General features: G+C 72.4%; 11 protein-coding genes. 6 read left to right on the forward strand and 5 right to left on the reverse strand.

The annotated features are described in order from the left end of the window. Positions 1 to 4: 4 nt before the first annotated feature. Both ACZ63E_RS10180 and ACZ63E_RS10185 read left to right on the forward strand, forming a co-directional pair. Complete coding sequence (locus ACZ63E_RS10180) at positions 5 to 2,506, forward strand: glycosyltransferase (RefSeq protein WP_465335709.1); 2,502 nt, start codon at positions 5 to 7, stop codon at positions 2,504 to 2,506. Beyond that, a complete protein-coding gene (locus ACZ63E_RS10185) occupies positions 2,499 to 3,584 on the forward strand; it encodes a glycosyltransferase family 4 protein (protein ID WP_465335710.1) in 1,086 nt (361 codons plus the stop codon). Before ACZ63E_RS10180 ends, ACZ63E_RS10185 begins: the two co-directional genes overlap by 8 nt. On the opposite strand, the gene rfbD is transcribed toward ACZ63E_RS10185, so the two are convergent. Then, on the reverse strand, positions 3,570 to 4,475 hold the full coding sequence (gene rfbD, locus ACZ63E_RS10190; RefSeq protein ID WP_465335711.1) for a dTDP-4-dehydrorhamnose reductase: 906 nt from the start codon (positions 4,473 to 4,475) through the stop codon (positions 3,570 to 3,572). The genes ACZ63E_RS10185 and rfbD overlap by 15 nt on opposite strands. A 5-nt stretch (positions 4,476 to 4,480) precedes the next feature. Further along, positions 4,481 to 5,470 (reverse strand): dTDP-glucose 4,6-dehydratase, encoded by a 990-nt coding sequence (rfbB, locus tag ACZ63E_RS10195; RefSeq protein ID WP_465335712.1) that lies wholly within the window; start codon positions 5,468 to 5,470, stop codon positions 4,481 to 4,483. 138 nt (positions 5,471 to 5,608) lie between these two features. Between rfbB and ACZ63E_RS10200 the strand changes: the two genes are divergently transcribed. Then, a complete protein-coding gene (locus ACZ63E_RS10200) occupies positions 5,609 to 7,135 on the forward strand; it encodes an LCP family protein (protein ID WP_465335713.1) in 1,527 nt (508 codons plus the stop codon). Between the two features lie 37 nt (positions 7,136 to 7,172). Then, complete coding sequence (locus ACZ63E_RS10205) at positions 7,173 to 8,495, forward strand: LCP family protein (protein WP_465335714.1); 1,323 nt, start codon at positions 7,173 to 7,175, stop codon at positions 8,493 to 8,495. 57 nt (positions 8,496 to 8,552) lie between these two features. On the opposite strand, the gene ACZ63E_RS10210 is transcribed toward ACZ63E_RS10205, so the two are convergent. Next, complete coding sequence (locus tag ACZ63E_RS10210) at positions 8,553 to 9,383, reverse strand: NAD(P)H-binding protein (protein ID WP_465335715.1); 831 nt, start codon at positions 9,381 to 9,383, stop codon at positions 8,553 to 8,555. A gap of 109 nt (positions 9,384 to 9,492) precedes the next feature. On the opposite strand from ACZ63E_RS10210, the gene ACZ63E_RS10215 reads away from it, so the two are divergent. Further along, entirely contained in the window at positions 9,493 to 10,203 is a 711-nt protein-coding gene (locus tag ACZ63E_RS10215; RefSeq protein ID WP_465335716.1) for a TIGR03089 family protein, read from the forward strand. On the opposite strand, the gene ACZ63E_RS10220 is transcribed toward ACZ63E_RS10215, so the two are convergent. Next, the gene (locus ACZ63E_RS10220; protein WP_465335717.1) at positions 10,200 to 10,640 is read right to left on the reverse strand and encodes a DoxX family protein; all 441 of its coding nucleotides are present in this window, start codon (positions 10,638 to 10,640) and stop codon (positions 10,200 to 10,202) included. The genes ACZ63E_RS10215 and ACZ63E_RS10220 overlap by 4 nt on opposite strands. Before the next feature lie 253 nt (positions 10,641 to 10,893). On the opposite strand from ACZ63E_RS10220, the gene ACZ63E_RS10225 reads away from it, so the two are divergent. Continuing rightward, positions 10,894 to 12,744, forward strand: a complete 1,851-nt coding sequence (locus ACZ63E_RS10225) for a GTP-binding protein (RefSeq protein ID WP_465335718.1) — start codon at positions 10,894 to 10,896, stop codon at positions 12,742 to 12,744. Here the strand turns inward: ACZ63E_RS10225 and ACZ63E_RS10230 are convergent. Continuing rightward, complete coding sequence (locus tag ACZ63E_RS10230; protein WP_465335719.1) at positions 12,741 to 13,598, reverse strand: DUF1206 domain-containing protein; 858 nt, start codon at positions 13,596 to 13,598, stop codon at positions 12,741 to 12,743. The two genes, ACZ63E_RS10225 and ACZ63E_RS10230, sit on opposite strands and share 4 nt — an antisense overlap. Positions 13,599 to 13,638 lie beyond the last annotated feature (40 nt).

The raw sequence follows: 13,638 nt of genomic DNA on the forward strand, positions 1-13,638 counted from the left end.
GGCTTTGGCGCAGGGGGAACCGCAACCGCTCGTCTCGGTGATCGTGGTGAACTACCACGGGGCCGAAGACACGATCACCTGCCTGCGCGCGCTCGCCGAGCACGACTACGCCGAGCTCGAGCTGATCTGCGTCGACAACTCCGACGAAGCCGCGCGCATCCGCGAGGCCGTTCCGCAGGCCCGCGTCATCGAGGCCGGCCGCAACACCGGGTTCGCCGGTGGCTGCAACCTCGGCGCGAGCCACGCGAAGGGCACCGTCCTCGGCTTCCTCAACAACGACGCCCGCCCGGCGCCCGGCTGGGTCTCCGCCGCGGTCGCCGAGCTGCGCACGCAACCGCGCGTCGCCGCCGTGGCCAGCAAGGTCCTCGACTGGGACGGCACCGGCACGGACTTCGTCGACGGCGGCCTGACCTGGTTCGGCATGGGCTACAAGCGCCACGCGGGCTCGCCGCTGGCCGACGTCCCGGCGGCCGAGCACGAGGTCGCGAAGGACGTCCTGTTCGGCACCGGCTCGGCGATGTTCGTGCGCGCTTCGGTGTTCGCCGAGCTCGGTGGCTTCGACGAGCGGTTCTTCATGTTCTACGAGGACGTCGACCTCGGCTGGCGGCTCACCCTGCGCGGCTGGCGCGTCCGGTACGTGCCGGAGTCGCTGACCTACCACCGCCACCACGGCACGATGGCCGCGGTCGACGCGCCGGAGACCGGCCGCGAGACGTTCCTGCTGGAGCGCAACGCTCTGGCCGCGCTCTACAAGAACCTCTCCGACGAGACGCTGGCCCGCGCGCTGCCCGCGGCGCTCGCCCTGGCCGTCCGCCGGGCCACCGCCCGCGGTGAGCTGGACGCGACCCAGCTCGACCTGGAAAAAGGCGTCGGCCCGATCGAGTCCGGCGACGTCGCGATCCCGCGGACCACGCTGGCCGGGCTGCTGGCGATCGACCAGTTCGTCGAGCAGCTGCCGTCGCTCGCGGCGTCCCGCGCGGTCGAGCAGGCCGCCCGCGTCCGCACCGACGCCGACCTGCTTCCCTTGCTGCGCAAGGCGTTGGAGCCCGCCTACCCGCTGCCGCGCTACCTCGCCGCGCACGACATCCTGGTCGAGGCGTTCGGCATCGAGAAGGCGTTCGGGCAGCGTCGCCGGATCCTGGTGATCACCGGCGACGCGCTCACCGAGCGGATGGCCGGCCCGGCGATCCGCGCCTGGAACATCGCGCTGGCGCTGTCCGCCGAGCACGACGTCCACCTCGTCACGACCAACCCCCTCGCGACCCCGCCGCCCGCGCCGTTCCGCGTCAGCGCGGGCAAGCACCGCGAGCTGGAGGCGCCGGTCGCCTGGGCCGACATCGTCGTGCTGCAGGGGCACGTGCTCGAGCTCGCGCCGTCGCTGAAGAAGGAGCACAGCGGCAAGATCGTCGTCGCCGACCTCTACGACCCGATGCACCTCGAGCTGCTGGAGCAGGGCAAGGGTGTCGCCGACGACAAGCGCGCGGCCGACCTCGCCGGCGTCACGAAGGTGCTCGACGCGCAGCTCGAGCGCGGGGACTTCTTCCTCTGCGCGTCCGAGCGGCAGCGGCACTTCTGGCTCGGGCACCTGGCCGCGATGGGCCGGCTCTCCCCGCGGCTCTACGACGCCGACCCGACCACGCAGTCGCTGCTCGCGGTCGTCCCCTTCGGACTGTCGCCGGAGGCGCCCACGCGGACCGGGCCGGGCCTGCGGTCGTCGCTCGGCATCGGCGGCACCGACCACGTCGTGCTCTGGGCGGGCGGGGTGTACAGCTGGTTCGACCCGCTGACGCTGGTGCGCGCGATCGACGAGCTGCGCCGCCGCCGCGGTGACGTCCGGCTGGTGTTCCTCGGGATGAAGCACCCGAACCCCGAGGTCGCCGAGATGGACATCGGCGCGCGGACGATCCGGCTGGCCGACTCGCTGGGCCTCACGGGCAAGCACGTCTACTTCAACGAGCAGTGGGTGCCCTACCACGAGCGCCAGAACTGGCTGCTGGACGCGAACTGCGGCGTGACCACGCACTACGAGCACGTCGAGACGACGTTCGCGTTCCGCACCCGGGTGCTCGACTACCTGTGGGCGGGGCTGCCGATCGTCACCACCGACGGGGACGCCTTCGCCGACCTGGTGCGGGCGGAGAAGCTCGGGGTGGTCGTCCCGGCGGAGGACGCTTCCGCGTTGGCGGACGCACTCGAGAAGTCCTTGTACGACGAGGAGTTCGCCGCGGGCTGCGTCGAGCGGATCGCCGTCGTCGCGCAGCGGTTCGCGTGGCCCGAAGCGCTGAAGCCGCTGGTGGAGTTCTGCCGCGACCCGCGGCCGGCGGCCGACCGGCTGCCCGGGTCGGCGGACCTGACGACCACACCGGCGGTGCGCGGCCGGGCGATGCTGCGCCGCGACGCCGACCTGATCCGCGAGTACCTCAACGCGGGCGGGCCGCGTGAGCTGGCGCGGCGCGTCGGCGGCCGGGCGATCAAGGTCGCGAAGCAACGGCTCCGCCGTGGCTAGGTCGCTGCGGGTCCTCCTGGACGGCACTCCGCTGCTCGGCGCGCGCACCGGCATCGGCCGGTACACCGCGGCGCTGAGCGAAGAGCTGGTGTCGATCCCCGAGGTGGACACGCGCGCGGTGGCGTTCACGCTGCGCGGCTGGCGGCGCCTGCGGCACGTGCTCCCGTACGGCGCGCGGGCCCGCGGGATCCCGGTGGCGGCCCGGCTGCTGCGGCGGGCGTGGCTGCGCTCGGACTTCCCGCCGGTGGAGCTGTTCGCCGGTCCGACCGACGTCGTGCACGGCACGAACTTCGTGCTGCCCGGCCGGTTCCGCGCCGCCGGGGTCGTGACGATCCACGATCTGGCCTTTTTGGACAATCCCGGGGAGCTCGCGCCGAGCGACCGCGGCCTGCCGGAGCTGGTCCGCCGCGGCGCCCACCGCGCGGACGTGATCTGCACGCCGACGGCGGCGGTGGCCGACTCGGTGGCGGAGCGCCTCGACGTCTCACGCGACAAGATCGTGGTGACGCCGCTGGGTGTGAACCCGGCGTGGTTCACCGCGCGGCCCCCGGACGACGAGCGGCGCGCCCGGCTGGGCCTGCCCGCTCGGTACCTGCTGTTCGCCGGCGCGGCCGGCCCGCGCAAGGGCCTGGACTGGCTGACCCGCACCCACGACGCGGCGCCCGACCTCCCGGACCTGGTGTTCGCCGGCCCGGGCCCGTTCCCCCGCGGCGCCCGGCTGAGCCAGACCGGCTATCTGTCCGATGTGGACCTGCGCACGGTGGTCGCGGGCGCGTCGGCGGTGGTGCTGCCCTCGCGCGACGAGGGGTTCGGGCTGCCCGTGCTGGAGGCGATGGCTTCGGACGTTCCGGTGGTCTGCACGGACATCCCGGCCCTGCGCGAGGTTTCGGGCGACTGCGCGAGCCTGGTCCCGTACGGCGACGTCGACGGCCTGGCCGAGGCGTTGCGCATGGCGGTGACCGACCCGCACGCGGTGGCGACGTCGGCCGCCCGCCGAGCCCAGGCGGCGAACTTCACGTGGCGCACGTGCGCCGAGCTGACGGTCGGCGCCTACCGGCTGGCCTCAGGCCGGCACTGACTCGGCCGCGAAGTAGGCGTCCAGCGCCTCTTCCCACGGCCGCATCGGCGTCAGCCAGGCTTCCTGCCACGCAGCCGGCGACAGCACCGAGTAAGCCGGACGTTCCGCGGGCCGCGGGAACTCCTCCGTCGTGCACGGCTTCACCCGCGACGGGTCCGCGCCCAGCCGTGCGAAGATCGCCCGCGCGAAGCCGTACCAGCTCACCGAACCCGCGTTCGTGCAGTGCAGGATGCGCCGCTCGGGGCCGTCGCCCGCGGCCACGCGACCGGCCAGCTCCAGCAGCCCCGCCGCCAGGTCGGCCGTCCACGTGGGACCGCCGAGCTGGTCGTCCACAACGGACAGCTCGGCGCGTGAGGACTCCAGCTTCGCCATCGTCTTCACGAAGTTCGACCCCGACCGCCCGTACAGCCAGCCGGTGCGCACCACCCACGACGACGCGCCCGAGCCGAGCACCGCGTCCTCGCCCGCCGCTTTGGTGCGGCCGTAGGCGCTCCGCGGCCCGAGCTCGTCGGAAGGCTCGTAAGGAGAAGACGCGTCGCCCGAAAAGACGTAGTCCGTCGACACGTGGATCAGCGGGACCCGGCGGGCCGCGCAGGCCGCCGCGAGCACCCGCGGGCCGTCGGCGTTGACCGCGAACGCCCGTTCCTCGTCCTGCTCCGCCGCGTCGACCGCCGTGTAGGCCGCCGCGTTGACGACCACCGGCGCCGAACCCGCTTCCCGCGCCCGGTCGGCCAGCGCGCCGACCGCCGCCAGCACCTGGCCCGTCTGCGTCACGTCCAGCTCCGCCGAACCGGGCGCGACGACGTCCAGGTCACCCCCGGCCGCGGCGGCGAGATCCCGCCCGAGCTGTCCGGAACCACCGGGCACGAGCACCGTCAGCCGCACCGCCACATCCTCTACTCCTTGAGCGCGGCCCGTTCCGCCAAGGGCTCCCACCACGCGCGATTGTCCGTGTACCAGGCCACTGTCGCGGCCAGACCGTCCTCGAAGGACACCCGCGGAGCGTACCCCAGCTCCGCGCCGATCTTCGTGATGTCCACCGAGTACCGGCGGTCGTGACCCTTGCGGTCCTGCACCGGTTCGACGCTGTCCCAGTTCGCGCCGAGCGCGTCGAGCAGCTTCCCGGTGAGCTCGCGGTTGGTGAGCTCGGTGCCGCCGCCGATGTTGTAGATCTCGCCGGGCCGGCCGCGGTGCGCGACCAGCTGGATGCCCTGGCAGTGGTCGTCCACGTGCAGCCAGTCACGGACGTTGAGCCCGTCGCCGTAGAGCGGCACCTTCCCGCCGTCGAGCAGGCTGGTGATGAACAGCGGGATGACCTTCTCCGGGAACTGGTACGGACCGTAGTTGTTGGAGCACCGCGTGACGCACACCGGCAGCCCGTGGGTGCGGTGGAACGACCGCGCGACCAGGTCGGAAGACGCCTTCGACGCCGCGTACGGCGAGTTCGGCTCCAGGATGTGCTCCTCGGTCCACGAGCCGGTCTCGATCGAGCCGTAGACCTCGTCGGTGGACACGTGCACGAACTTCGAGACCCCGGCCTCCAGCGAAGCCTGCAGCACGTTCTGCGTGCCGAGCACGTTCGTCAACACGAAGTCGGCGGCGCCCAGGATCGAGCGGTCCACATGCGACTCGGCGGCGAAGTGCACCACCAGGTCCACCCCCCGCACCACCTCCGCGACCAGGGAGGTGTCACAGATGTCACCGCGGACGAACCGCAGCCGCGGATCGGCGGCGACCGGGGCGAGGTTGGCCTCGTTGCCCGCATAGGTGAGTTTGTCGAGCACGACCACTTCGGCGTCGCGCAGTTCCGGGTAGGCGCCGGTCAGCACCTGCCGGACGTAGTGCGACCCGATGAAGCCGGCACCACCGGTGACCAGGACCCGCATCTTCCCGCCTTTCCTCGGCCCCCGCGCGGGGCAACCGGCCCCCAGCCTACGGAGGTCCTACAGGACCCTCAGTAGAGTCTTGCTGGAGGCACAGGGGTGCCCTGGGGGAAGCACGGGGTTTCACAGGGGAGGAAGCGCGTGACCGAATGGCCTGCGCCGCCCGTCCCGGCGCGCCGCAACCACGGTGTCGCGGTCTTCGCACGCCGCGGCGGCAAGGTCGTCGTGTCCCTGCTGTCGGTCGCCGTCCTGGCCCTGACCTGGTACGCCTGGCACTTCATCGGCGACCCGAACACCGGCCTGACCACCACGAACGTGTTCGCCGACACCGAAGCGCACGCGAAGCCGCTCGACGGCGCGATCGACATCCTCCTGGTCGGCCAGGACAGCCGCACCGACGCGCAGGGCAACCCGCTGCCCCGCGAGGTGCTGGACATGCTGCACGCCGGCGTCTCCGACGGCGAGCTGAACACCGACACGATGATCCTCGTGCACATCCCGCAGAACGGGAAGCACGCGATCGCGATCTCCTTCCCCCGCGACTCCTGGGTGGAGCTGGCCGGCGGCTACGGCAAGCACAAGCTCAACAGCGCGTTCGTCTACGCGTACACGGACACTTACAAAACGTTGCAGCGCCAGGGCATGACCGACCTCAAGCAGGCCGACGCGCAGGCGAAGGTCGCCGGGCGGAAGAACCTGATCGCCACGATCGAGAAGTTCATCGGCAAGCCCGGCATGATCGACCGCTACGCCGAGGTCAACCTGGCGAGCTTCTACGAGATCACGAAGTCGATCGGCGGCGTCGAGGTCTGCCTCAAGGGGCCGGTCAAGGAAGCGAAGTCCGGCGTGGACCTGCCGGGCGGCCGCCAGACCATCGAGGGTGTGCAGGCGCTCGCCTTCGTCCGGCAGCGGTACGACCTGCCCAACTACGACCTCGACCGGATCGCGCGCCAGCAGGCGTTCCTCTCCGGGCTCGCCCGCAAGGTGATCTCGTCCGACGTGCTGACCAGCCCGGGGAAGATCGCCGACCTGGTGAGCGCGGTGAAGAAGTCGGTCGTGCTGTCGCAGGGCTGGGACCTCACCGAGTTCGCCGAGCAGATGCGCGGCCTGACCGGCGGCAACATCGAGTTCCACACCATCCCCACGCAGGGCAACGCCGTGATCGGCGGCGCCGACGTGCTGCGCGTCGACCAGGCCGCCGTCCAGGCCGAGGTGACCCGGCTGACCTCGGACGGTGACACCCCGGCCACCCCGACGCCGGCGCAGGTGCCCGGCGCGAAGGCCGTCACGGTGGAGCTGTTCGACGGCACCGGCTCGACCACCGTCGCCGGCCAGACCCACACGGTGCTGCAGGGCAAGGGCTTCACCCTCGCCGCCGACCAGCGGCTGAGCACTCGCAACACCACCGTCGTCCGCTACAACCCGGCCGACACCGCCGCATTGGACCTGGTCAAGCAGGCCCTGGGCACCAGCGTCCAGGCCGAACCGGACCGCGACGTCACCGCCGGGCACGTGCGCGTGCTCCTGGGCAAGGACTTCCGCAGCGCCTCCGCCGGTCCGGGCGGCGCGCCGACGGCGACCAAGCCGTCGGCACCGCCTTCGACGACCGCGAGCTCCACCCCCGCCGCGCCGACGATCACGGCGGGCGACGTCCCCTGCGTCAACTAGACTGAGTACGCAGGGTGTTCGGGGGAGGTAGAGCAGGGTGGAAGACGACCAGGAACGGCCGGAGCCGGTCGCCGAGCCGGTGACGCAGCGCGACGATCCCGACTGGAAGCCGTCGCCCTTCCCGAGACAGCCCCCGGTGGTCGAAGCCCCTTCGCGCACGAGGCGCGCCGGGCGGGTGACACGCCGGGTCGCGATCGGCCTGGTCTCGCTGCTCGCGCTCGGCGCCAGCGGCTACGCGTACGTCACCAAGGACAAGCTGCAGCAGAACGTCCCGACGACCGACGCGCTCACCCCGCGGGCCGGCGAGCCCGCGCCACCGCCGGCCGACGACGGCGCCGACGACATCCTCCTGGTCGGCAGCGACGCCCGCACGGACGCCCAGGGCAACGCGCTCCCGGCGCGCGTGCTGAAGCAGCTGCGGACCGAGTCCAACGACGGCGCGGTCAACACCGACACGATGATCCTGTTGCGGGTGCCGAAGAACGGCTCGAAGCCGTCGGCGGTCTCGGTCCCGCGCGACACGTGGACCGACGTCCCCGGCCGCGGCAAGGCGAAGATCAACTCGGCGTACGGCATCGCGAAGGCCCACTTCGCGCAGGGTCTGCGCGCGCAGGGCGAGCGCGACCAGGCGAAGATCGAGCGCGACTCGGACACCGAGGGCCGCCGGATCCTGGTGCAGGCGGTGCAGGACCTCACGCAGGTGCGCGTCGACCACTACGCCGAGGTCAACCTGCTGGGGTTCTACCTGCTCACCGAGGCCCTCGGCGGCGTCAAGGTGTGCCTGAACCACGCGACGGAGGACAAGGATTCGGGCGCGGACTTCCGCCGCGGCGAGCAGACGGTGTCCGGCGGCGAGGCGCTGTCGTTCGTCCGCCAGCGCAAGAACCTCCCGCGCGGCGACCTCGACCGGATCGTCCGGCAGCAGGCGTTCCTGTCCTCGGCGCTGCACCAGGTCCTGTCGGCGGGCACGCTGGCGAGCCCGGGCACGATGGGCAATCTGATGGACGCGGTCCACCGGTCGCTGACCCTCGACCCGGGGCTCGACCTGCTGCAGTTCGCGCAGCAGGCCAAGGGGATCGCCTCGGGCGACCTGACGTTCGCGACGATCCCGGTGATCACGGCGAACGGCCGCAGCCCGGACGGCCAGAGCATCGTGGAAGTCGACCCGAACGCGGTCCGCGAGTTCGTGGCGGGCCTGGCGGGCCGCCCGGCCCCAGCGGCGGCGAAGGCCCCGGGAGGCGCCCCGACAGGCGGCGGCTCGGCGGCGGCCGGACTCCCCGGCGGCGGCTCGGGCAGCGGCGCCGCCCCCGCCGCGGCACCGCTGCGCCAAGCCTCCCCCGGCGTCACCTGCGTCAACTGACCGAGCTTTCACGTGAAAGCTCCATCCCCTGGTCCGAGCTTTCACGTGAAAGCTCGGTCAGGCGAAGTCGGCGCGGTGGTCCTCCGCCCACTGCCGGAAGGTCCGCGGCGCGTTCCCCGTCACCTCGCGCACGATGTCCGTGACCAGCGACGGCTCCCGCGTCGTGCGCTCCCACGCGCGCAGGACCTCCGGCGGCACCTCGGGCGGCCACCCCAGCGCGACCATCTTCCCGGCCGACCGCTCCGGCGTCTCCTCCTCGACCCGCAGCGGCCGGCCGAGGACGTCCGCGAGCACGTCGACCTGCTCCCGGAAGGAGATCGGCGCCGGGCCCGTGAGAGCGAGCGCCTCCCCCGCGTGCGACCCGTCGACCAGGATTCGCGCGGCGACGTCGCCGATGTCGCGCTCGTGGATCGCCCCGATCCGCGAGTCCGGGTACGCGATGCGGACGACGCCCGACACGATGTCCGCGCGCCAGCCCAGGACGTTCGTCGCGAACGCGCCGGGGTTGAGCACCGTCGAGGCGAACGGCGCCGCGGCCAGTGCCTCCTCGACCGCGCGGTGCAGCGTCGCGATCCGGCTCTGCGCGGACCGCGGCTCGAGCGTGGCCGCCGACGACAGCAGCACCACGTGCCGCACGCCGGCCGCCTCGGCTGCCTTCACGAACCCTTCGATCCCCGACGGCCGCGTGTACAGGAACACCGCGTCGACGCCGTCGAGCGCGGCGTCCACTGTGGAGGGATCCTCCAGGTCGGCGCTCACCTTCGGGGTGGGCACGTCGAGCGTGGTGGCGTCGCGGGACGACGCGCGCACGTCCTGACCTGCGGCGACGAGCGCCTCCAGCACAGCGCGCCCGACGTGCCCGCGGGCGCCGGTGACGAGGATGGTCATGGCTGTCCCCCAGCTTCCGAGATAGCTTTGCTTTCAAAGCAAAGCTACTCAGCCTGGACTCGCGGTGTCAACCGGCGAGGCGCGTGGTCCGCGCTTTAGCCTTGTCCGCATGAGCCTGACCGACGAGCTGCTGCGCCCGCTGCTGGCCTCGCCCGCCAAACCGTTGATCACCCACTACGACGACCAGCTGGGCAGCCGCGTCGAGCTGTCCGTGGCGACCACCGCCAACTGGGCGGCCAAAACGGCCAACTGGCTGACCGAGGAGTTCGACATCGAGCCCGGCGACGCCGTGGCCGTGCAGCTCCCGGCGCACTGGCAGACCGTCGGCGTGCTGCTCGGGGCCTGGTGGTGCGGCGCCCGCGTGGTGACCGAAGGCGCGGGCGCGCGGGTGGCGTTCGTCGGGCCGGACGACCCGGAGCCGACCGGCGCCACCGCGACCGCCGTCGTGACGCTCGACCCGATGGGCCGCGGCCTCGACGAGCCCCCGGGCGGCGGCGCGTTCGACTACCTGACGGAGTCCCGCGCGGCGGGCGACCAGTACAGCCCGCTCCTCCCGGTCCCCGGCGACACGGCGGCGCTCTTCGACTCCACTGTGGACGAGCTGCTCGCGGAAGCCCGCGCCCGGGCCGGAAAACTCGGCCTGAGCGCGGACGACCGCGTGCTGTCCACTCGAGACTGGAGCGGCCCGGAAGGCATTCTCGACGGCCTGCTCGTCCCCCTGGCCGCCGGCGCCCACCTGGTCCACGTGAGCAACGCGGACGAAGCCAAGCTGGATGCCCGCCGCGGCGCCGAACGCACCACGGCGGACCTCCCGGCCTAGGCGTTCTGCAGCTCGCCGACCTCGGCTTCGCGGCGGGCGCGCCGGCGGCCCCACAGCAGGTGGTCCAGGGACAGCCGCCCGCCGTTGAAGCCCAGCGCCAGCCCGGCGAGCGCGAGCACCAGGACCAGCTCGTAGCCGCCCTGGCCGGTGAGCCCGTTGTCGATGTGCACCGAGAGCAGCGCGCCGACCGAGATCACGACGTAGCCGACGCCGACCAGCGGCATCAGGAACCCGGCGATGAACGCGATCGACCCGAGGATTTCGACGGTCATCGCGAAGATCGCGGCGACCGTGGGCATGGGGATGCCGGTCATGGCGAAGAACTTCGCGGTGCCGTCGACGCCGTTGTTCCACTTCTGGATCCCGTGCGCGAGGAAGACGACCGCGACGCCGATCCTCCCCAGCACCAGGGCCACGTCCTTGAATCGTCCGAACATCCGGTTTCAGCTCCCCGGTAGGTGAAATTTCAACTGACCCGACCCAAAGTAGGGCACCCGGCACCCCCGCCCGAAGCTCCGGAGCGTGATCGACAGGGAACCGACAGGGACGACAGCGGCGGCGAAAACCGGTTTCGCGCGCCCCGCGGCGGCGTTATCTTTGCCCTGACCTGCGTCCACGACCGTGAGGAGATCCCGATGCGCCGACAGACCGTCCGACCCGGCCTGTCCCCCGCATCCCAGAGGATCTCCCGTGAAAACCCTGAACATCGGCATTCTCGCGCACGTCGACGCCGGTAAGACCAGCCTCACCGAGCGCCTGCTCTTCGAAGCCGGCGCCATCAGCCACCTCGGCAGCGTCGACCGCGGTGACACCCAGACCGACTCCCTCGAGCTCGAACGCCGTCGCGGCATCACCATCCGGTCCGCGGTGGCGTCCTTCGTGACCGGCGACACCCGGATCACGCTGATCGACACCCCGGGCCACTCGGACTTCATCGCCGAGGTCGAGCGCGCGCTGCGGGTGCTCGACGGCGCGGTCCTGGTGGTGTCCGCCGTCGAAGGGGTGCAGGCCCAGACCCGGGTCCTGATGCGCACGCTGCGCCGGCTCGCCATCCCGGCGCTGATCTTCGTCAACAAGACCGACCGGCCGGGCGCGCGTGACCTGCTGGGCGAGATCCGGGCCAGGCTGGCGCCGCGGGCGATCGCGCTGAACGCCCCGCCCGACGAGCTGGCCGAGCTGCTCGCCGACGGCGACGACGCTTTCCTGGAGTCCTATGTGGACAACCGCGTCGATCCCGCGGCCCGCCACGCCGAACTGCTCCGGCAGGTCGCCCGCGGCGCGCTGTACCCGGTGCTGGCCGGCTCCGCGATCACCGGCGCCGGCGTCGCGGACCTCGTCACGGCGATGGCCGGGCTCCTCCCGGCGACCGAGCGCACCGGCGACGGCCCGCTGCGCGCCACGGTGTTCAAGATCGACCGCGGCCGCGCCGGGGAGAAGATCGCCTACGCACGCCTGTTCTCCGGCTCCCTGGCGCCCCGGCAGCGGATTTCTTTCTACCGCGGGGAAACCGAGCTCACCGGCCGCGTCTCGGCGGTCGAGGTCGCCGGTGACGACGTCGCGCTCGCCGGTGACGTCGCCCGGGTGCGCGGCCTGCGGGACGTCCGGATCGGCGACCGGCTCGGCGCCCCCGGCAACGCCCGCGAGGGGGTGTTCGCGCCGCCGAGCCTGGAGACCGTGGTGCGGCCGGTCCGGCCTGAGCAGGCCTCGGCGCTGTTCACGGCGCTGACCCGGCTGTCCGAAGAGGACCCGTTGATCGACGTCCGCCGCCACGGCCACGACCTTTCGGTCCGGCTCTACGGCGAGGTGCAGAAGGAGGTGCTGCGCTCGATGCTGGCCGACGGCGCCGGCCTCGACGTCACGTTCGAGGAGACGCGCACCCTGTACGTCGAGAAGCCGATCGGGTGCGGGGAAGCGCTCGAGGAGATGGATCCGGAGCAGCGGCTGTACTTCTTCGCGACGGTCGGGCTGCGGGTGGCGCCCGGTCCCGGCGTCACGTTCGGCCTCTCGGTCCAGCTGGGCTCGCTGCCGCTGGCGTTCCACAAGGCGATCGAAGAGACCGTCCACACCACCCTCGACCAGGGCCTGTACGGCTGGGAGGTGCTCGACTGCGCCGTCACGCTGACCCACACGGCGTACTTCAGCCCGATCAGCGCCGCGGGCGACTTCCGGAAGATGACCCCGCTGGTGCTGATGGCGGCGCTGGACCGGGCCGGCACCCGGGTGCACGAGCCGGTGCACCGCTTCGAGCTGGAGATCCCGGCGAACGCCGTCAGCGCGGTGCTGCTCAAGCTCGGCGAGCTGCGCGCGGTGCCGGGCGAACCCGTCGTCGGGCCGGTGTCGTGCACGCTGCACGGCACGATCCCCGCGGAGCACGTCCACACGTTCGAGCAGGCCCTCCCGGCGCTCAGCCAGGGTGAAGGCGTGTTCCTGAGCGAGTTCGCGGACTACCGGCCCTACCCCGGCCCGCCGCCGACGCGGCCGCGGACCGGCGAGAACCCGTTGGACCGCAAGGAATACCTCGCGCGGGTGGCCCGGCGTTAGCGCTTGTGCGCCCAGGCCGCGCCGAAGCAGTAGGCGCCGAACGCGGCGAGGCCGAGCGCCACGACGGTCAGCAGCACGGTGCCGAAGGGCTGGGCGGCGAGCGTCTTGAGCGCGGCGTCCAGCCCGCCGGCCTTGTTCGGGTCGGCGGTGAACCCGGCGATGGCGAGGAGGATCGCGACCACGGCGAAGACGACACCCTTGGCCAGGTAGCCCGTCATGCCGACCCAGCCGATCCAGTGCTTGGTCTTCCCGGGCAGCTCGCTCGTGTCGAGGTCTTCGAGGAACTTCTTCTTGAAGCCCTTGACCCCGGCGGCGATCGCGACCCCGAGGACGGCCGCGGCGGCGATGACGACCAGCGCCGGCCCGGCGGGCAGCTGGAGCAGCTTGGCCGTGAACTCCTGCTGGGTCTGGTTGCTCGACCCGCCGCCCCCGCTGCCGGTGGCGAGCTTGATGGCGGAGAACCCGAGCGCGAGCACGGTGACCCCGCGCGCGGCGGCGCCGATCCGCTTGCGCGTCCGCTCCCCGCCGCTGACCCATTCGTAGCCGGTGGCGGCCATCAGGAACTGCCAAAGGCCGTAGAGGACCAAGCCGACGGCGAGCACCCAGAGCAGGACCTGCCCGAACGCCGTCGAGCCGACCTGCTGGAGGGCGCCCTTCTGGTCGGCCTGCTCGCTGTCGCCGAAGGCGACCTGCAGCGCGAGGTAGGCGAGGACGAGGTGGACCACGCCGTAACACGCCATCCCGGCCCGGCCGAGCCACTGCGCGGTGTCGCTCTTCGCGCCCCGGTTGGCGGTGGCCCCGGTCCGCCGCGCGCCCTGCGCCGCCCGGTTCGCGCCCTCTGATGTCCGATTCATACCCGGTGGGTACCCACCCCGGACGGCTCCCGGCTGGGCC

The sequence above is a fragment of the Amycolatopsis sp. NPDC104819 genome, from assembly GCF_055583145.1.